At 41.2% G+C, this 18,954-nt stretch carries 16 protein-coding genes and 2 pseudogenes; 4 read left to right on the forward strand and 14 right to left on the reverse strand.

Annotated features, from left to right (window positions below; genetic code table 11):
• Positions 1 to 72: 72 nt before the first annotated feature.
• Positions 73 to 768: a DUF1481 domain-containing protein gene (locus OCU56_RS12010; protein ID WP_261873428.1), complete on the reverse strand. Its 696-nt coding sequence runs from the start codon at positions 766 to 768 to the stop codon at positions 73 to 75.
• Between the two features lie 39 nt (positions 769 to 807).
• Complete coding sequence (gene hupA / locus OCU56_RS12015) at positions 808 to 1,080, reverse strand: nucleoid-associated protein HU-alpha (RefSeq protein ID WP_141346537.1); 273 nt, start codon at positions 1,078 to 1,080, stop codon at positions 808 to 810.
• 255 nt (positions 1,081 to 1,335) lie between these two features.
• Here hupA and OCU56_RS12020 point away from each other — a divergent pair, with 255 nt between their 5' ends.
• Entirely contained in the window at positions 1,336 to 2,442 is a 1,107-nt protein-coding gene (locus OCU56_RS12020) for a CNNM domain-containing protein (protein WP_261873429.1), read from the forward strand.
• 45 nt (positions 2,443 to 2,487) lie between these two features.
• On the opposite strand, the gene OCU56_RS12025 is transcribed toward OCU56_RS12020, so the two are convergent.
• Positions 2,488 to 3,075 carry a YjaG family protein gene (locus OCU56_RS12025; RefSeq protein ID WP_261873430.1) on the reverse strand — a complete coding sequence of 196 codons (588 nt, stop codon included), beginning with the start codon at positions 3,073 to 3,075 and terminating at the stop codon, positions 2,488 to 2,490.
• Positions 3,076 to 3,163: 88 nt separating this feature from the next.
• Here OCU56_RS12025 and OCU56_RS12030 point away from each other — a divergent pair, with 88 nt between their 5' ends.
• Positions 3,164 to 4,090, forward strand: coding sequence for a D-2-hydroxyacid dehydrogenase (locus OCU56_RS12030; RefSeq protein ID WP_261873431.1), 927 nt, complete (start codon positions 3,164 to 3,166; stop codon positions 4,088 to 4,090).
• 510 nt (positions 4,091 to 4,600) lie between these two features.
• On the opposite strand, the gene pyrE is transcribed toward OCU56_RS12030, so the two are convergent.
• Together pyrE and rph are read right to left on the reverse strand one after the other, a co-directional pair.
• A complete protein-coding gene (pyrE, locus tag OCU56_RS12035) occupies positions 4,601 to 5,242 on the reverse strand; it encodes an orotate phosphoribosyltransferase (RefSeq protein WP_261873432.1) in 642 nt (213 codons plus the stop codon).
• A gap of 96 nt (positions 5,243 to 5,338) precedes the next feature.
• On the reverse strand, positions 5,339 to 6,055 hold the full coding sequence (gene rph, locus OCU56_RS12040) for a ribonuclease PH (protein ID WP_261873433.1): 717 nt from the start codon (positions 6,053 to 6,055) through the stop codon (positions 5,339 to 5,341).
• Between the two features lie 146 nt (positions 6,056 to 6,201).
• On the opposite strand from rph, the gene OCU56_RS12045 reads away from it, so the two are divergent.
• Entirely contained in the window at positions 6,202 to 7,068 is an 867-nt protein-coding gene (locus OCU56_RS12045; protein ID WP_261873434.1) for a YicC/YloC family endoribonuclease, read from the forward strand.
• Between the two features lie 355 nt (positions 7,069 to 7,423).
• On the opposite strand, the gene OCU56_RS12050 is transcribed toward OCU56_RS12045, so the two are convergent.
• Positions 7,424 to 8,824: a uracil-xanthine permease family protein gene (locus OCU56_RS12050; protein ID WP_261873435.1), complete on the reverse strand. Its 1,401-nt coding sequence runs from the start codon at positions 8,822 to 8,824 to the stop codon at positions 7,424 to 7,426.
• 206 nt (positions 8,825 to 9,030) lie between these two features.
• Between OCU56_RS12050 and OCU56_RS12055 the strand changes: the two are divergent.
• A pseudogene (locus OCU56_RS12055) lies at positions 9,031 to 9,345 on the forward strand (IS1634 family transposase); the annotation flags it as partial.
• Positions 9,346 to 9,351: 6 nt separating this feature from the next.
• Here the strand turns inward: OCU56_RS12055 and OCU56_RS12060 are convergent.
• The 8 genes and pseudogenes from OCU56_RS12060 to OCU56_RS12095 all read right to left on the reverse strand — a co-directional run.
• Positions 9,352 to 10,350 carry an SEC-C domain-containing protein gene (locus tag OCU56_RS12060; RefSeq protein WP_261873436.1) on the reverse strand — a complete coding sequence of 333 codons (999 nt, stop codon included), beginning with the start codon at positions 10,348 to 10,350 and terminating at the stop codon, positions 9,352 to 9,354.
• Between the two features lie 72 nt (positions 10,351 to 10,422).
• On the reverse strand, positions 10,423 to 11,733 hold the full coding sequence (locus tag OCU56_RS12065; RefSeq protein ID WP_261873437.1) for a type II toxin-antitoxin system HipA family toxin: 1,311 nt from the start codon (positions 11,731 to 11,733) through the stop codon (positions 10,423 to 10,425).
• A complete protein-coding gene (locus OCU56_RS12070) occupies positions 11,723 to 12,013 on the reverse strand; it encodes a helix-turn-helix domain-containing protein (RefSeq protein ID WP_261873438.1) in 291 nt (96 codons plus the stop codon). Before OCU56_RS12070 ends, OCU56_RS12065 begins: the two co-directional genes overlap by 11 nt.
• A gap of 335 nt (positions 12,014 to 12,348) precedes the next feature.
• The gene (locus OCU56_RS12075) at positions 12,349 to 15,489 is read right to left on the reverse strand and encodes a DUF3427 domain-containing protein (RefSeq protein ID WP_261873439.1); all 3,141 of its coding nucleotides are present in this window, start codon (positions 15,487 to 15,489) and stop codon (positions 12,349 to 12,351) included.
• Between the two features lie 50 nt (positions 15,490 to 15,539).
• Positions 15,540 to 16,193: a 5,6-dimethylbenzimidazole synthase gene (bluB, locus tag OCU56_RS12080; protein ID WP_261873440.1), complete on the reverse strand. Its 654-nt coding sequence runs from the start codon at positions 16,191 to 16,193 to the stop codon at positions 15,540 to 15,542.
• Positions 16,194 to 16,319: 126 nt separating this feature from the next.
• On the reverse strand, positions 16,320 to 16,745 hold the full coding sequence (locus OCU56_RS12085; RefSeq protein ID WP_261873441.1) for a hypothetical protein: 426 nt from the start codon (positions 16,743 to 16,745) through the stop codon (positions 16,320 to 16,322).
• 190 nt (positions 16,746 to 16,935) lie between these two features.
• Positions 16,936 to 17,175 (reverse strand): hypothetical protein, encoded by a 240-nt coding sequence (locus OCU56_RS12090; RefSeq protein WP_261873442.1) that lies wholly within the window; start codon positions 17,173 to 17,175, stop codon positions 16,936 to 16,938.
• Between the two features lie 1,448 nt (positions 17,176 to 18,623).
• Positions 18,624 to 18,929, reverse strand: a pseudogene (locus OCU56_RS12095) (transposase family protein); the annotation flags it as partial.
• Between the last annotated feature and the right edge of the window lie 25 nt (positions 18,930 to 18,954).

An 18,954-nucleotide genomic window follows, 5' to 3' on the forward strand; every position in this document is an offset into this window, starting at 1 on the left:
GATTATTGAACGCAAACAAAAAAGCCATTTCAATGAATGAAATGGCTTTTTTTATACTTATCATTTTCAATCTTAGCTATGCAAAACAGGTCGCTCAATGCAATCTTCGCTGCCGTTTTTCAGTATCAGTAACTGATTCACGACGACTTTCTTAGATTTATAGCCGCCAACAAAAACAGCAAAGTTATCCTCATCCACTAGGCGATCTATAATCACTGACGGCAGTTGATTTTTAAATTCCATGTCCGAGAAAGACTTTCCTTCACAGGTGGTAAACACCCCCTGTCTCCAGTGACCTTGGATTAACTCTAAACCTTGTTCTTGTTGAGACTTAGCTTTAACGACCAACTCACTGGCCTGCTGTTTGATCTCATTAATTTGCTCATCGCGCATAGGGATAACCTTGCCATTCTGGCGCAAGCGCTGATACACAGCTTCTCCTGCACGACTAAAGCGCAACGTCATCTGAAAAGGGACTAACTCGCCAGAACGAGACACTCTTTCCCCTTTACGAGTCACTTCCCTAATTTGTTGGTCGCTCCAAGTATAATAACTTTGATACCAACTCTTATCTTTGAATGTCACATTATCAGAACTTGATTCAGGGGAATCTACACGTTCAGTTAACCAGTAGATAGAGGTACTTTGGTTGTCAGTATCGCCACCAGAATACTCCGTAGGAGAGGCGGATTGACGTAGAGGAGCAGTAGCAGATGAACAACCTGCTAGGCTGAGTATAACTAAAGCAGAAGTAATGAGGTGTTTCATAAAAAATACGCCGAGCGATAACACTCGGCGTATTTTACATTAATTAACTGAATCTTTCAGTGCTTTACCAGCAGTAAATGCCGGAACATTAGCAGCTGCAATTTGAATCTCTTCACCAGTCTTAGGGTTGCGACCAGTGCGTGCGTTACGATGAGATACTTTAAATGTACCAAAACCAATTAGTTGTACTTGGTCGCCCTCTTTTAGAGCCTCAGTTACGCCTTCAAGAGTGGCTTCAAGAGCTGCTTTTGCTTGAGCTTTTGATAAATCGGCTTTTTCTGCAATTGCATCGATTAATTGGGTCTTGTTCATTGGGGTTTCCCTTCTAAAGTTTTTGAGAACAAAGCCACTCTAAATCAAAAACCCTCCATCTGGCAAAGGGTTGCAAGCGATCTTTCTGTTCAAACGAACATTTTTTAGCTCATTCTGTAGTTCAACTCACAAATTCACCACCACTGGTGGGCTCGACGCTTGTATTTTCAACCTCTAACACCTACTTACAAAGTATCAATTGCATATAATGGCTGTCATACTCAGCCTGATTTCTAAACGATCTACAAAGGTACTATGTTACTTCTTACTATCTATGTCTCCATCGCCATTGGAGTGTCATTTATTTGCTCTGTACTAGAAGCCGTTCTGCTAAGTATTTCGCCTAGCTATATTGCTCAGTTAAGACAACAAGGGCACCCCGCTGCTAGCAAGTTAAGTCAGTTAAAATCCGATATTGACCGACCGTTAGCGTCCATTCTGACCCTAAATACCATAGCCCATACCATAGGAGCGGCCAGTGCTGGTGCACAAGCCTCTATTGTCTTTGGCAGTGAGTGGTTAGGCGTATTTTCGGCGGTGCTAACATTGGGCATTTTAGTGCTCTCAGAAATTGTCCCTAAGACAATTGGCGCGACCTATTGGCGTCAACTGGCACCAACCTCAGCGAGAATACTGAACTGGATGGTATGGGGACTGCGACCCTTTGTTTGGTTCTCAGAACAAATCACTAAACGCCTCTCTCGCGGTAACGTAGAACCTAAGTTACGCGAAGAAATGTCAGCGATGGCGATTTTAGCGGAAGAGTCCGATGAATTTGGTGAAGACGAAACGCGCATTCTTAATAATTTGCTTAACTTACCTAACGTGCCTGTTACGAAAACAATGACACCTCGTCCTGTTGTGTTTCGGGTAAATGCCAAGCTGACCATTAATGAATTTTTAGCCACACACAATGACACGCCCTTCTCTCGACCTTTGGTGTATTCTGAGCAAAAAGACAATATCTGTGGGTTTGTGCATCGCTTAGAGTTATTCAAGCTACAACAACAAGGCCAAGGCACTGAGCTGCTTGGTAATGTAATGCGCCCTATTCATGTGTTTCTAAATAACAGTGTGTTACCTAAGGTATTTGCTCATATGCTGGCACAGAAACTGCACATTACTTTAGTTGTGGATGAATACGGCACAGTACAAGGTATTGTGACCCTTGAAGATATCTTTGAATTTTTATTAGGACAGGAAATTGTTGATGAAGCGGATAAAAACCGCGACATGCAGCAAGTGGCTCACGAGCGTTGGGACAATTGGACAAAACGCCATGGGGTGATCATTAGTACCGATGACGATCCTAACAAAGAGCAACAGAAAGATGCTCCGGCGCCTGAAGCGGATAAAAAATAATACAACGGGAGCCTAAAGCTCCCGTTTTCAATGGACCGCTTTATATCAAAGCTGCACCCCAATATTGCTGATGCCCTCTTCACGCAACTCAGCACGTAAATCTTTAATCAGCTCTACATCACGTTCAGTGCACTCACGTAATGGACGTGCAATGGCCCACTGTACATCCCACTCTTCACATACAGCTTCATTTTGTTTTTGATTTTCATTGGTGATTTCTTCACTGCCTTGAGCCACTTCAAGATCCGCTACCGTCATCACCGACTGTTGGCTGATATTTTGTACCGCATCACCCAGTAAATCACGATCTAGCAAAGCGTGTAATAATTCGGCTAGCCCCATGCACGCATCAATGGCAGGGTAAACACCGTAAAACTCAAAGTCTTCAGAACTAGGGACTAGCTCTTCAAGCTTTTCCAATTGGCGCTCAAAGTTAACTTTGGCATTTTTAATGGTCAGCAACTCCCAAATGCTATCGAGAATATCTCGGTAGATTCGTGCCTCGGCAAATTCCGTTGTTTGACAAAACATGGCATAGTTTGGGTACATTCGTTCACACAAACTGGCCATAAAAGTGATTTGTTGCCAAGGTTCTAATTTTTCAATACGAACCTGAAGAGGATTCTGTAACATAACGACTCACAATTGTGGAAAACAGCAAAAGTGTACACAATTCTTGAATGCTATTCATAGTTTTACTTAACTTTAAGGACCCATCCCGATGAAAACAGACATCCAGCACTTATATGTCGAGTCAAAAAACAAAGATGAGTACCTTAAACTACTCAAAAAAGAAAATTTGCCCCACCTTAAAGTTACCGAAGACAAAAGCATCGCTAACATCGTTCTTGCTAGCCCAACCATGATTGCAAGCCAGCTCGATGAGTTTGCCAATTTACAATGGCTACAATCCATCTATGCTGGAGTGGATAGTTTAATTGAACCTGCGCTGCGCAAGGATTACCTACTAACCAATGTCAAAGAGATATTTGGTCAACCGATAGCGGAATATGTACTAGGATACGCCATCAGTCATTTCCGTCATTTTGCCACCTATCAGCAACAACAAAGTGCCCAACAATGGCAACCCCACCCGTACAGTTGCTTAAATGAAAAAACCATCGTTATCCTTGGTACAGGCTCCATTGGTGCGCATCTCTCTATTGTGGCCAAAGCGTTTGGCTTAACCACTATCGGCGTCAACGCCTCTGGACGCATCCCAGAAAATAGTCAATTTGACGCCATATATACTACGCAAGCGATCAAACAGGCCCTAACGCGCGCGGATATCCTTGTCTCTGTATTACCTCGCACCGCTCAAACAAAAGGCCTATTAAACGCAGACACTTTCTCTAGTTGTAAAGATACGCTGTTATTTAACGTTGGCCGCGGGGATGCAATAGAGACTCAAGCGCTATTAAATGCCCTTCAGCAGAGAAAAGTAACGCACGCTTACTTAGATGTTTTTATTAATGAGCCAATTTCCCAGCAATGCCCGTACTGGCAACACCCAAATGTCACCGTCACACCTCATACCGCAGCACATTCTTTCCCTAATCAAGTTATAGGGCTCTTTAAAGATAACTACTTAAAGTGGCTTAATGAAAAACCATTAACGGCCATTGTAGACTTTAATAAGGGCTATTAATTTCCTATGAAATAAACTATCAAGATGACCAACAACCCGCCGTCATAACATCTAATTTTGAAACGCATTAAGCACTATGGTCTCAAGTTATGCCCGTTATGGTACTCATTATAAATCAGGGGGGATGGCAGATAGATGCTACTGGGAGTTTTGTAGGTCGTTTAGGTAACGAGTCTAGTTTGCCTAAATTATGGATACTGACGACGGCGCAAAATGGAATCTGGTATTAATGTTTGAACACAGGTCAAACAGTGAGTGGCGATTTTCTGGTGGGGTACACTTTAAAAAGTGTACGCTGGTGTAACCAATATATTTGAAAGCCAGCCTGAACTTTATCTCTGGGCAAAGTGCAGTTAATAACTTGAAACTAGGTGGCATCAAATTCGACCAAGGCTTTGTAGGTCAAATTACCGATCATGACGCTATGCTCAGAGAACCGAGCCTACTACGCAATAAAAAGCTCTACAGCAATAACAAAGTTACCATAGAGCTTTTTAATATAAATCTGGCTTACACGCCGTATTGTGCGCGATAGGCTTTTACAGATTCTAATTGCTCTGCGTTGCCACCTTTCTCTTCTAAGAAAGTAATCAGGTCTGTTAGGCTAACAATCGAGATGATTGAACAGTTAAAGTCGCGCTCTACTTCTTGAATAGCAGAAAGCTCACCCTTGCCTTTTTCTTGACGATCAATGGCCACTAATACGCCCGCAAGATCCGCGCCATTCGCTTGGATAATTTGCATAGATTCACGAATCGCAGTACCCGCTGTGATGACATCATCCACCAGCATAATACGGCCTTCCAATGCACTACCAACTAGGTTGCCACCTTCGCCGTGATCTTTGGCTTCTTTACGGTTAAAACAGTATGGCTTGTCAGTATCGTGATGATCCGCCAGCGCCACTGCTGTGGTCGTTGCAATTGGGATGCCTTTGTAAGCTGGGCCAAATAGCACATCATAATCAATAGCAGAATCTGCTAATGCTGCAGCATAAAAGCGACCTAGACGCGCCAAATCACGACCAGTATTAAACAGGCCAGCGTTAAAGAAGTATGGGCTAGTACGGCCTGACTTTAGAGTAAACTCACCAAACTTAAGAACTTGTTTCTCAAGTGCAAACTCAATAAATTCACGCTGGTATGCTTTCATTATTTTCTCTCTTATAAGATTCTAGATTATTAAACGTTGTATTTGTGCATCTCCAGTGGAGACAAAAAAATAGCCCCACAAGGAGCTACTTAAAAACTATTCAGCCAGTGCCGCTTTTTGCACTTCGATGATGTCTGCAATGCCCTTTTGCGCCAGAGCCAACAGTTTCATCAGCTCCTCATGTGAGAACGGTTCACCCTCGGCAGTACCTTGAACTTCAATCATTTTACCTTCTTCGGTCATCACGACGTTCATATCGGTATCAGCAGCTGAATCTTCAACATACTCAAGATCACACAGACCTTCACCGCCAACAATACCAACAGAAACAGCAGATACGTGCCCTTTCATTGGGTTTGCTTTTAGTTTGCCTTGTGCAACCAATTTTTGGAATGCATCAGCCATTGCCACACTTGCGCCAGAGATAGAAGCGGTACGTGTACCACCGTCAGCCTGAATCACATCACAATCAACGGTTATCATGATTTCGCCCATCGCTTCCAGATCAACCACAGCACGTAGGCTACGAGCGATCAGACGCTGAATTTCCATCGTACGGCCACCTTGCTTGCCACTTGCCGCTTCACGACGGTTACGAGTGTGCGTTGCTCGAGGAAGCATGCCGTATTCAGCGGTTACCCAACCTTTACCTTTGCCTTTCAACCAACGAGGTACATTCTCTTCTACAGAAGCGTTACACAATACCTTGGTATTGCCAAACTCGACTAATACAGAACCTTCTGCATAAGCGGTGTAGTTGCGAGTCATTTTAATTGGACGAACCTGATCTACTGCACGATCGTTTGGACGCATTGAAAGTCACCTAAATAATTGGCTATGGGATTGGCTCGAGATTATATAGGATCATGAATCAGGATGCGACCTTATGGGGTCGCTCGCTTTTGTGCTAAGATTGCCCGCAATATAGACGCACCAATGTAATGAATAAAGGTAATTTGATGATTTACAGCATGACCGCTTACGCGCGTAAAGAAGTAAAAGGCGACTGGGGCAGCGCAGTATGGGAAATTCGCTCTGTTAACCAGCGTTATTTAGAAACCTACTTCCGCCTACCAGAACAATTTCGTGGCCTAGAACCTATCCTTCGTGAACGTTTTCGTAAGCGCCTAGCACGCGGTAAGGTTGAGTGTCATCTACGCTTTGAAGCAAACCCAAGCGCTAAAGGCGAGCTAAGCATCAATACTGAACTTGCTAAACAAGTGATTAACGCGGCTAACCAAGTGATGGACATGACAGGCGAAACCACTCGCATCAACCCATTCCAAGTAATGCAATGGCAAGGTGTGATGGAAACGCCAGAGCAAGACATGGACAACGTAAACAAAGACCTTCTTGCAGGCTTTGAAGGTGCGATTGCTGACTTCCTTGAAGCTCGCGCCAGCGAAGGCGACAACATGAAAGCGCTAATCGACCAACGCCTAGAAGCCATCACTGCAGAAGTGGTGAAAGTGCGTGCTCGCATGCCAGAAATTCTACAATGGCAACGTGACCGCCTACTGAATAAATTTGAAGAGGCGTCTATCGAGCTAGATTCATCTCGCGTTGAACAAGAACTTATCGTTCTAGCTCAAAAATCAGACGTAGCAGAAGAACTAGACCGCCTAGACTCTCACGTAAAAGAAACCAACAGCATCCTGAAAAAAGGTGGCGCTTGTGGCCGTCGTCTAGATTTCATGATGCAAGAATTCAACCGTGAATCAAACACGCTAGCATCAAAATCTATCAGCACTGACATCACCGCTTCAGGCGTTGAACTAAAAGTTCTGATTGAGCAAATGCGCGAGCAAATCCAGAATATTGAATAGATTAATCTACAACATTAAATGATATCCAGCCCGTATTTTAATACGGGCTTTTTTAGGTCAGGATATTTAGGTTTGAAGCTAGGTCGCAGCTACCCTACCGACAGTTTTGCGGCTTGTTGCCACAGCGCGTTCACCAACATAATAACGTTCACGATCTAATCTATTTTCTATCAATTGAGTAATGAGTTGTTCATAAATGCCAATCTGTTGCATGCGTTACTTCTATCTCGATATTTTGATTTATTACACCTGGTTGCAATTAAAGAAGCGAACCAAATTTATTCAAAACACCTCTGCACAAACAAAAACCCCTTAGCTCATCACAAGCCAAGGGATTCTTAATTAAACGATATATTTAAGCTTCTTTTTCTGACAACACTTCTTTTGTAGATGAAGCATCTTCTTGTTGCGTTGAGGTTTCTGGAAGCAGGATGCTCATAATGATGGCGGTAATACCACCAGCTGCAACACCTGTTGATAGAAGGTTTTTAATTAGGTCCGGCATGAACTGAAGGATTTCTGGTTTTTGCGCAACGCCGAGTCCCATAGAGAAAGACAGTGCCATGATTAAAACAGCGCGGCGGTCTAGGTCAACGCGGGAGATGATTCTCACTCCGGCCGCGGCGATAGTACCGAACATAACGATAGTTGCACCGCCGAGTACTGGCTCTGGGATTAACTGCACAAAGCTTGCTACGCCTGGGAACAAGCCAAGCAAAATCAACATTGCAGAAATAAAGTATCCTACATAACGGCTAGCCACGCCGGTTAGCATAATAATGCCGTTGTTTTGGCTGAAGGTTGAGTTTGGAAAGCTGTTAAATACGGCGGCTAATGCGGAGTTAAAGCCATCAGCAAGTACGCCACCTTTAATGCGCTTCATATAGATAGGGCCTTTTACCGGCTCACCTGACACCTCAGAGGTAGCAGTAATATCACCAATAGCCTCTAGTGCAGTGATCAAAAAGATAAGCACTAACGGGATAAACAGTGACCAATCAAAGCTTAGACCAAACTGCATTGGGATTGGTAATGCGAAGATAGCGGTATTGCTTGGTTGAGAGGTGTCGATCATGCCCATTGCGTACGCAGCAACATAGCCAACAAACATGGCAATAGCAATTGAAGCCACTCGAATATAAGGGTTTTTAGAGCGGTTTAGTAACACGATAAACCCTAGCACAATACCCGCTAAGGTCAGTTTATCTAGGCTACCAAAGGTACCGTCACTCATAGCGGCATAGCCACCACCCATCGAAACCAAACCAACCTGAATTAGGGTTAAGCCAATCAGTGTCACTACTATCCCTGAAACCAATGGGGTAATAATGCGCTGTGCATGTTCCAATACCCGAGAAAGTAATATTTCAGCAAATGAAGCGACTAATATGGTGCCGAAAATAGCAGACATCATGGTTGCTATATCTGCACCGCCTGCCTTTAATGACATTCCCGCGCCAATAATAGGCCCCAAGAAATTAAAGCTAGTACCTTGTATAGAGAGAAGACCTGAACCAATAGGTCCAAAGGTACGAATTTGAATAAATGACGATATTCCCGAAGCAAATAATGACATGCTAATAATGGTATTGGTTTGCTCTGCTGGCACACCTAAAGATTGGCATATTAATAACGATGGGGTGATAACGGCCACGAACATAGCAAGAAGGTGCTGTATGGCGGCAAATAATGTTTGTGGAACTGGCGGGCGATCATTTAGTTGATAGACCAACTCTGATGGGCGTAGATCGTTCATGTTTTTCTCTCTAAATTTCCCTCCCCTGTGATTGCTGTTAATCAGGAGAGTATACGTTTAGGGCGGGATTATAAGAGCATAAACACAAAAAGCAATCGTTTGCGTTGTAAATAATGAAGCTAATTTCGTTGAAGGTTAATTAATGCTGTTTGTTCACTTTACTCTGTTCCTTAGTACCCTAGGGCGTGTTGAACTTTCGTGAGTGTTTTTTGAAGAAGCCTCAACGAATAGAAGCGTTACTTATGGTGATGACTCTGAGTCTTCTCATTAACGCAAGTTTAGAGCATAAAATCAGAGCGCAACTCTCACAAACTGAAGAGTTTTTCCCGAGTATGGTCAAAAACAAGACGACATCCAAGCCGACGGCACGTTGGGTATTTCTAAAATTTGAAGGTATAGACACTCTCGAATTTGATGGTCAGAGCTTCATAACAGGCATGCAAGAACATCAAAATAGGCTACTCAAGCTTCTTGGCAGGCTATATGATATTCCAAAATTGGCAGCGGAATCTTGGTTCTAATTCACGCTAAACATCAAATTGAAAAACATGCTTCATCAGTGGTTGCATTTCTACTTTATTTGGCGTCCGAAAATCATCAATATTCCTCATCGGCGCAACCGTAACAAAGCCCCAAAACTCCAGGAAACGTTTAATAAATCTCGATTCAATCATTATGACTAGTAACTGACTCGGAGATGAATACCCACCTTCAGGGCACCTCAACAGTAAATCAGGGAATGCGGTAATTACCTCTTCAATCAACTGTTCCGTATTGCCATGGCTTTGCAAACGCCACAGCATAAACAACCAGAAGGTTCTTAAATCAACATCGTGCTCCCATCCATCTAAGTAGCCCCAATTGTACCGAGAGGTTGCTGCTTCGAGCATAGGAATAAAGAACGCTTGAATACCGTGGGCTAGATACTGCTTTTGAGCCGCTTTTTTAACATGATAACGGCCACTACGGCGATAAATGATACCCGCTATCTCAGCTAGCACTCGGCTGTAATGCAATGCATTAAACTTATCTTCGTTACTACCTGCATATTCACTAATGCTGATAGGTCGTTCAAATTGAGAAACGGCAAACTCTGGCAATAACTCACTGGCCTGTTTAACGATTTTTGTCGGCAAGTTACCTTTGCTGGTGGCTTTAAATGAACCATCGTTTTGCATCGCTTCACCTAATACTAATTCTAAATAACGCATCACTGGGCTGGTTCTTAGGTTATCTGGCGTGTGTATTAGTACTCCTTCCAACTCACTGAAAGGCGCATATAACCAATTACTCATTTGTGTTGACGAAAGGCCACAGAAATCAGGATGAGGCCGATCATTAGCCGCCTTTATTTTTTGCTCTGCAACAATATTGAGCTCTTCTAAAGTCAAGTTAGGGTTCATTGCAGCAACTTGCTCAATATCATCCAACATTGATGCGTGTTGCTTAGAAACAGTGTTCATGCAGCAACGTTTGTACTTTTTACCGCTGCCACAAGGGCAAGGTTCATTTCGACCTGGTTTCATGCTTTACTTACTCGTCTTATTTATCTTAATGCTGCGTCACGTTAAAAAACGTCATCTCAAACCAACATCATCTCAAGCTAAAAGTGCCGAATTTTCTTGCTTACGATCTGCAAGTGTTTTTTCTATCGATGACACAGTGGTATTACTCACCCCGTATTGCTTAGCAAGTTGCCTAAACTGACTAATAGCATCTACTACCTCTTGAATGCATTGCTGTGCTTCCTTCCAATTAGCAAAGCCTGCACTAGCAGCCAACTTCTGCATCACTTTGAGTGGTGGTGCTTTGCCGTATCCGGCGAAGGCAGTCGCATGCTCGTTAAAAGGGTGAGGGCTAAAGGTTACATCATAAAATGGTGCGAGTTGCCAACTGCCATCATCGGCTTGTAAAAAGCCCCAGTTTTTACTGTGATCGTCTTGGTTCGCGGCAAACAAGTTAAACATTGCGCGACGAAATTGAAGTTGCCCAGCAGCGGGTGACTTACACAATTGACGACTGGCTTTAATCAAGTCGCTGTAATCTAAGCTAGGGCTTCGGAAGTCTGCATCCAATAAGCCGCAGGCACTGTGCATATGTAAACGCCCAGCCTTCTCCTGCGCGGGTAAATAATCGAAACGCTTTAATGCAAGCCATGCTTTAGCGCCGCTACTTGCAGGTGCTTCAATTAGCTGCCAAATCGGTGGCTGACATTTTGCCAATTCAGCCATTTCTAAATAGACCGCTTCACACAAACCTTCTTCGTGGCCCAACGCTAAGTTCTTCGAAGTAAACTTAACTAACCATGCTTCATCGCCAGATTGCGCATAAGTACGGCATTGCGTCGCGTCGCCAGCAGGCATATAAATTTGCGCTTTAGGTCGAGCACCGCCGGAGCTACCAACGGCTACCAAGGTTACTAACACTTGCTGAGTACTACCGTCTAACTCATCAGAGAGGGACAGGTCAAACAAGGTTTGGGCTTCAAGGCCAAGTGTTTTTAAATCAATATCTGAACGATTTTCTAATGAGAGATCTGATACAGGTGTAAAAGACAATGCCCCCATTCCTTGCAGGCCAACAAAAGCTAGCCTGTCCATTGCTGTTACTTGTGCTGGCAAAATACCTTGTTGGCGGAATACTCGATCTTGCAACAATAAACCCCAACCATCGGGAAGACTATCGCCAAAAACACCGTGAATGCCTTGGTGTGGTCCTTTCGGTGCTTGCTGTAACCGCACATCCCCTTGAAGAGTAAAAGGAGATAAATTGCCAAACGTGCTTAGATAACTTTGATCATACTGAAAGAAAACGCCTTGGTGGTTTTGCGCTAGTACACCCACCGATACAGTTTCACCCGTTGTGAGAGTGCGCTCCACATTCAATTTTTGAATGGACTTAAAACTCATCTTTAAGCACCTCTTCTATACTGGTCGGTAAAGCACTGCGGTCAGTCGTTGTTTGTGTCAGTTGATAAAGCCTGTCCAGTGAATCCAACGACTGCCACACAAGCAGCAGCTGACGAAATGAAATTTGCCCAGTGAGTTCAAACTTTTTTATGGTCGAAGCAGGTACACAACTGCGCAGGGCTAGTGCCTCTCGCGATAACTTCGCTTGTTTGCGTAAGCTCCGCAGGTGACTAGCAAAAGCTTGGCTTACATCGGTATCATCTAAAAGTGAAAAGTTCACACTCAGCCCCAATGGATACAATAACGTCCATTATAGCGTTATTTTGTTAATTATGGATACTATAACGCCTATATAGATAACTATCACGTAACTGGAGAAGGATAGTCAAAGCTGATGCTTTGCGTCAGGCATGGGGTTGAGTTAAGGTAACTAATAGCCTACTAGGCTCGTACCTAGGAAGTGAACTACTGGTGGTTAACCTGATTATCATCCAGATAGATGTATATTATTGAGAGATACAGTCTCATACAGCACCGTTTAAACTTTTTATCACACCCACAAACAAGCATCATCGCAAGCTAATTAAAGATAGTGAAAGTAAAAATAATCACTTCCTAACCAACCGCCAATTTTGCCGCCTGTTGCCACATAAATGATGGCATTGGAGAGAGCAATCGCCAGGTAATACTCATAGGTTTTGAGCCAGTATGCGATACATACTCAACCTCACCGTAATTGACAAACCCCATTGTCCTACCATATTCATCTTTAGTTTGTTCACGCACAAATAGGAACAGCCTTTTCCCCATTTTTTGGTGTTGAATATACTCCAGTCCTCGCCCTCTTTCTGGTCTTGCACTGTTTTGCGATTGCCAATGAAACAACTCTTCATTGATAGCGTAATCATGGTACATGGTCGTTGGTGAGAATTGTTTTTCGTTCTTATTTAACGTCACAAACAGCAGTTCAATGTTCTGCTCTTTGATGGCTAAAACGCCTTCTCTTGCGGTTGATTTACGAGCAAATGTCGAAGCATTAAATGCACATAGAATTTGCTCTCTTGCGTACCGAGCATGAAGCGCTAACGGAACATTGTGCAAGTTTGGCATGTTGCGTTGTTGATGCCTAGTCTGGTTTATTTTCCACTGCAAAGCATCGATGAGTTCGTCACATAATCCTGAATCCGTCAGTGCTAATAAGCTGTCTTGTAAGGAATGAAATCCGCATGCTGAACCAACACCTTTCCAAAAATCATAATGGCACATCAGTGCTCTACGTTGATCGGCATCTTCTAAGCGATAATTACCGGAACAAAGATCTAAAAGATAACTAAGGTACGCATGATCGTCGCAGGTAAGAATGCGACTATAGATTGCCTTCTCATTCATTTTTTCTGGGTAGGAAACATTACTTGATTCTTCTACGCCTAATGCATCAGATACTAAAGCTTGCCACGTTCCTTTCTTATAGATTTCATGGATATTTAAATCAGGATAAATGGTCAAAAAATTACTCAGCGTCAACGGTAAGTTTGAATGTTGTGGGAACTGTCGAATCTTAGCTCTGAGTCGCTGAAGATTTAACGTAGCTTGTCGTATCTGGGTTAACACTAATTCCTGTGTTCGTTTAGAAAGCTCAATTCGACAGCCTAATGGAGCATGAGGGAAGCCTTGCTTAATTTCATCAGCAATGGCTCTCTCTGTTTTACCAATTAGTGAGCGAAATTTATTTGAAAAGTCATATTCAGGACGAGAATTACCAACAAAATCAAGAACCGTACAACACTCTTTCTCTTCAGCTAAACGTAACCCTCGACCCAATTGTTGAAGAAAGATGGTTAAACTTTCCGTTGGGCGCAAAAACAGTAAAGTATCAACTTCGGGTATATCTATCCCTTCATTAAATATATCCACAACACATAGCACATTGATCTGACCAGCTCGAAGGGCTGCCTGCTTAGGTTGACGTTCGTGACTATTGTCACTGGTTAAAACATCAGCCTTAATGCCTTTTAATAAGAACTGCTGTGCCATGTATTGTGCGTGATCTTTACTCACACAAAATGCCAATGCTTTCATGTCATCAACATTAGTCACTATCTCATCAAGGCTTTGAACTATTTTATTTACCCTGACTTGATTATGAGTATAAAGATTCGTTAACTGAGCAATATCATAACGTCCACTACGCCAACTTATGTTTCGAAGGTCGGTATCATCATCAATACCAAAGTACTGAAATGGGGATAACAATCTGTTGTTTATAGCTTCAGGAAGGCGTATTTCAGCGGCTATCACGCCATCAAAATCCGCTAAGATATCACTACCATCATGACGCTCAGGTGTCGCGGTTAGACCTAATAATATAGAAGGTTGGAAATAAGAAATGAGCTTGCGGTAACTACTAGCAGATACATGGTGTACTTCATCTATAACGATATAGTCAAAGTACTCTGCCGATACTCGCATATTCTCAACTTGATTATTAAGCGTTTGAACCGATGCAAACAACTGCTCATAGTGATCGGGACTATAGCCGCTCACCCATAATTCACCAAAATCACTGTCTTTTAATACGCCTCTATAAGCCTCCCTTGCTTGCTTTAAAATTTCTTCTCTATGGGCGACAAATAAGAATTTTGCGCTTGGTCTTTGCTTTCTGAAATTGGCAAAGTCAAAAGCAGAAATGAGCGTTTTGCCTGTACCTGTGGCTGCTACGACTAAGTTACGTTTGCGCTGGTGCATTTCTCTTTCTACTTGCAGCTGCTCTAGAATATCTTTCTGATGAGCAAATGGCGTTATATCAAAGTAGTGCCTTGAACTTGTGCTATTACCGCCTAACTTAGCTTGCTTTAGAGCCTGACTGAGCTTTTTCCTACTTTCAACTTTTCCATCAAACACCTCAAACTCACTGGATGCCCAATACGTCTCGAAAGTACTTAAGGATTTTTGAATAATATGAGGGATTTCTTGAGAGGTGATTTTTAGGTTCCACTCTAAGCCACTAGTTAATGCTGAACGAGAGAGATTGGAAGAGCCGATATACCCCGTGTGGTAACCTGTATTTCGACAAAACAGATAACTTTTAGCGTGTAAACGTTCTCGTTGCGTATTGTAGCTTAACTTAACCTCTGTATTAGGCAGGCTAGCAAGATACTCAACCGCTTTAGCATCAGTAGCCCCCATATACGAAGTAGTGATGATTTTAAGCTGTCGGCCACTGCGAACAAACTGCTCCAGCTCTTTACGAAAAATGCGAATACCCGCCCACTTGATAAATGATACGAGCCAATAGATGCTATCGGAGGATAAAATCTCTCGCTTTATTTCAGACTCAAGAGAAATACCGGCATTGCTTCCACAAAACAACTCACTTTGAGTCAACCCCGTTAAAGGAAATATCTCTTCTACGTATTTTTGCAGATCAGCGGCTACCGGGTTTTCAAATTCATATAACGCCGTGAGGATACGACCTTGGCTATTGAGAAGGTTTTCTTCAATGACATCCTCATCTCTGATTTTGTCTTTTAACCAAATTAATAACTCATTAGATAACTCTATCTGCTGTTTAAGTTGGTCTTCACCTGATGGGACTAGAGATATTGCATACTCAAGGATGTTCGATAAAAACCGAGAGAGCCAGATAGAGGCTTCAGAGCTAGTGAGTAATCGCTCACCCACATAAAACTGATCTTTATTTAAGTGTTGATCTACCACTGAAGTAATCAGTTGCTCATAAATCCCTACTTGCTGCATATATTCCTCTTACTTCCCTAGTGATATGAAATGCTACCTAAACTCAAACATCACTCTGATTGCGGCCAACTGTTTTCATAAAGAAAGGTTTCAACCGTTTCTGGAGTCGCCCATTGTTGTTCAACTAGCATTGGTTTTTCATAAAATTTTTCTACGTGGCCAATACATAGAATTGCGATTGGGCGACTGTCTGACGGCATATTCAATAAATCCGCAAGGGCTAGTGGGTCAAACAGCGATACCCAGCCAAGGCCAATGCCTTCAGCACGAGCGGCTAACCACATATTTTGAATGGCGCAAGAAACGGAGGCTAAGTCCATATCTGGCATAGTGCGGCGGCCAAATATGTGTTTTTCACGTCCTTCAGGCAGTGCAACGACTATGAGCTCTGCACATTCTGAGATTCCTTCTACTTTCAGCTTTAAAAACTCTTTTTTACGCTCATCCAGCAGAGCGGCGGTTTTGTTTCTTTCTGATTCCACCAGCGATTTTAAGGATTGTTTTAACTGTGGCTGAGTAATACGGATGAATCGCCAAGGTTGCATTAAACCAACGCTAGGAGCTTGATTAGCAACGGTCAGTAAACGCGCCAACAAACCCTCTTCCAATTGACCATCAACAAAATGGCGCATATCACGGCGCTCTGCAATAGTTCGGTAAACGGCATCTTTTTCCACTTGGCTGTAACTGTGTTTGCTTTTCATTTATTGGATCTCTTGTGATTCACTTAGCCAACCTGTGACCGACTATATCGTAATATCAGTTGTTATATCATAGGTAATGCTAAGTGATTCTATCACTCATTCCAAAGCGCTTGTAAAACCTGCCCCCTAGTGACTAAATCTCTTACTAAAAGTAATCACATTTGGGATTAACCCAAACGGTTCTGGATTTAGACTGACAAACATCAAAGACCACCTATTATTGCTATCTAAATACACTTGCAGTCGAAGAAAAGTCACTCCTTTCTCATAATTAACCGCCACAAAGGCAATAGAAACTCTAGGAGTTACCTCCTCTATTGCTATCGTATCGTAAGAGGTTGGCTTTCCGTATCGTAATTCATAGCGTTTCAGAGCATCAATAACAGATGCAGGTGCATCGCTGAATGGAGACCAATACTTAGCTGTCTTTTCAGTTGAATGAGTGAAGTAATAACTCACTTTATCATTCACTAATTCTTTTACAGAATAAGAAGCAAGGGTGAAAGGCGAAAAACTTATGATTAATAATAATGTAATTACTCTTAATAACATATTGATCCTATATTTAACCTATCAAAGTAAACTTTTTATACCAAAGGGGGAAACCAAGCAAAAAGTAAAATAACTATACCAGTTTCAATAATCAGTCGATTATACAAATAATAACCACTAATATACTTGCTACTTCCCCACTCCAATATACACATTAATAAATTTTACACATGCAATACGATAAAATAAATTATCCCTTACGCTTATAACCAAAAAACAAGAAGTAAAAGCTTACGATAATAAACACAATATATTCAAAAAAAGATGCTATATATGACATTCCCCAAGCTTTATATTTACCTCGATCCAAGGTCTCACCAGTAACAATTAATTCATATAACTGAGAAGCAGCGATGAGCATTACTAAAACCAATAATATTCTAATTAAAATCAATTTATTAACCGATACATAAATTACAGTAAGTTTCATACCTTAAAATAACCTTTTGTTAATAATAGGAAAGTCATTCACAAGTCAATAAATAAAGATTATATATTACATTTTCAGGAACTTTATCAACTGTTGCTAAGTTAATCCTCCACTGAGCCTTTTTATATTTATACTTAATAAATACTAAAAATAGTACATGTTATTTTATTGTAATATACAAAGGACAGACTACAAAAATAGTAATACACTCTCTCTACATGAAAAGATCTTCAGGCGTTAAATGCTCTTTTAAAAGTACAAGTTATCTATTTACTTCTAAAGCCAAAGATCAAGAAGTAACAAGCAACAAAAACCGACGAAGAGTATTTTAATACAAACCCTATATAACCTAAGTCCCATGCTTCATACTTATCCCTATTGGGAGTAACCTCCATAACTATTGCATTATACAATTGATAACTAAAGAGTGTAATAAATAACAACAGGATAATCCTTACCAATATCAACTTATTATAACTCAAATAAACTACAGTGAACTTCATTTTTATAAACCATGCTTATCTAAAATTATTATATGAACAATTAGAGATCTTATTAATAAATAAGATGCTGTATTCTTCATCCATTTTTATTTATTAAACACAAAAGGTGTACTTTTAACAAATTCATTGCTTTCATGATATATCCATTATGAGATCTCACAAAATATGACTACTTTCTCTTAAAACCAAAAAATAAAAAATAACAATTCATCACAATGTACGTTATATATTGAATGAAAGATGCTGTATAAGACATCTCCCAAGCCTTATATTTATACCTGCCTAGCGTTTCACCCGTAATAATTAACTCATATAGCATATAACTAATAAGAAACATGATTAAAACTAACAATATTCTAATTAATATCAATTTGTTAGCCGACACATAAATAACAGTAAATCTCATACCATCAAATACCTTTATTAGTGATAGCAAAGCCAGTCTAAATTCAATAAAGCGCTATGTTCTTAATACCTACCAAAAGTATCCTCAGCCTTTTATATATTAATTTAATTCAGGGAGTGCCATTCCAAAAACGGTTCAATTGCTTGAGGTATCGGTGAAAAAATAAAGTTACAATTGACATCACAATGTAGTTACTCCCGTTACTTTAATTAATACCACACATTCAATATCTTATATTCACTTTCTGGATTTTATCACAAAAAAAAGAAGATACACCCCAATTAAATCGACCACTATATATCTAACTAAGTAACTATAAAAATTAATTTCAATACCCCACTTCACTATCTGAGGTTGCTCAAACTCATTAATAATAAGATCTACAACAACATACGAAGACCACATAATAAGAAATGACAAAAGTATCCTAAGTAGTATTACAACAATAGGACTTAAATAAACCCTCTCAATTTTCAACAATCAGGCTCCTTTTTCATAGTTAAAGATAATCCTTCACTAAATATATACTTAGCTAACTCAACACTACCATTAAATAAGCTCCTAATAGATTTTGACATAGATATAACCCCCTTAAAAATAGCTACTGGTCGCTCAATAATTCGAGTAGGTACAACAGCAGGGATCCCATTGATAAACATATCATTACGTTTAAACCAGTCATGATGTCCAAGAATATATTCACGAATATCAAACCAACCTTTAGCCCCACCAATTACGGGACACAGAGAACCAAACAGTACCTCAAATAGGCAATACGTAACCTTTGCACTTTGGCGTTTGTCGGTGACAGCGTGAAAGTGTTCTTTGAATTCGTCAATATGCATGGTGATTGGGTCTCTCGTTAAAAAG

Source organism: Vibrio rarus, assembly GCF_024347075.1.
GTDB classification, from domain to species: Bacteria; Pseudomonadota; Gammaproteobacteria; order Enterobacterales; family Vibrionaceae; genus Vibrio; species Vibrio rarus.